Origin of the sequence: Marinobacter sp. MBR-99 (assembly GCF_040547575.1) — a bacterium.
Taxonomy (GTDB): Bacteria; Pseudomonadota; Gammaproteobacteria; order Pseudomonadales; family Oleiphilaceae; genus Marinobacter.
Genome location: NZ_JBEPPY010000054.1, coordinates 1 through 1,517 on the forward strand (window position 1 = coordinate 1; position 1,517 = coordinate 1,517).

The following is a 1,517-nucleotide window of genomic DNA, read 5'->3' on the forward strand; positions in this document are numbered from 1 at the left end:
TAACGAGGCTGTAGAAAAACCCAATTTTGAGCTCTGCCTACCGCCTGATTTTTGTAATTTTTGTCGCGGCCATCACTGACCGATGATTCCGATTCTAAGTCGAGAACCTGTATTTCGCTCTCCGACGCGCTAGGTGCCGGTATTGCCTGATTCCAGAAAGCTCCTTCTCAAACGGGCCACTTCCGGTATCACGCCGCTAACCGCCCGTAATTCGCCAGCTTCTCAATATTGTGCACCAAGCAGTATAGCTGCCACTGGCCCTGCACCTTCTTCTTGCCCCGCAAACTGAAGCGGTTAAGACCCTTGTTCGTGCCGATGTTGCCGAACACCGGCTCCACCACCGACATTCGGTGACTGTAAATCTCTTTTCCCTGCGGGCTATCCACCCGGTGTTTCATCCAGTCGGTGTAGTTGGGCTGGCGCTTGTTCTCGATGACGAAGGAGACCTGCCGGCCTTTGCCTTTCCTATGATTGGCGGCCTCTGGATTCTGCATGCACTGGCGCTTCTTCGGGCAGTGACGGCATTGCAGCAAACGGCCTTGGAAATAGGCTCGGCTCTGGCCGTTCTGGTCTGCCCGGGTACCGTGGTATTTGAGGCTTTCGCCCGCCGGGCAAATGCAGATCAGGTTCACAGGATCGAACTGGAACTCACTGGCTGGGATGGTTTTCTTCCAGCCAGTATCCGGCAGGTTCTGATGACGCTTGCCGTACTTGTCTTTCTGATTCTGGAACTTCGGATCCCGGCTGCGGAATCGGTTGTCCGGCACGTAGCCGTTGATCTGCCGTTCGTGCAGGTACTTCATATTGGCTTCGTTGGCGAAGCCGGTGTCGGCTGTGACGACCGTGCCTTGCTGGTAGATGCTCTTGGCGATGCCCAGCTTTTTGTAACGGGCTTCGACGGTTTCCAGCACCGGTTGCAGGGTGTGGTGTTCCTGGCCCTCACCAAAGGCCTGAGCGTCAATGATGATCTGGTGTTTCCTGTCCACCGTGGCGACCCCGTTATAGCCCTGGATCGTGCCCTTGCTGGTGGTCATCTTGGCGCTTTCGTTATCGGTTAGGTTGCTCTTCACTTCCTTGCTCCGCTTCCCCCGGCCCATCCTTGGGCGGTTCGTCTTTAGGAAGCGGTCGACTTTCTTCGCGGCCTCATCCAGCGAGAGGATGGTTTTCGCTCGTCGGATATCCCGGTCCAGCTCGGCTTCGGTATCTGCCTCGTCCCGCTCGTAATGGGCTTTGAGGTGATGGCGAACCAGCCGTCGCAACTTGGCACGCTTCTCTTCCAGCTCTTTGAAGGTGCCGGACCATTCCTTCGCTGCATTCGACGACATCTTGCAGCCGTCTATGGCGAAGAGTTCGTTACCCAATAGGCCCTGTTCGTGGCACACCAGGAGCACCTGTTCAAACAGTTCCTCGATCTCATCCGAATGGCTGCTGACGAACTTGGCCAAGGTGGTGAAATGCGGAACGGTATCGCAGGACAGCGCCTTGAAGATGATGTTGGTCTCGCAGCACCACTGCAT

1 protein-coding gene is annotated in these 1,517 nt (G+C 56.1%); it reads right to left on the reverse strand.

Annotated features, from left to right (window positions below):
- Positions 1 to 188: 188 nt before the first annotated feature.
- Positions 189 to 1,517, reverse strand: a 1,329-nt coding sequence (locus tag ABIE59_RS19940) for a transposase (RefSeq protein WP_354449543.1), incomplete at its 5' end; no start/stop codon positions are given.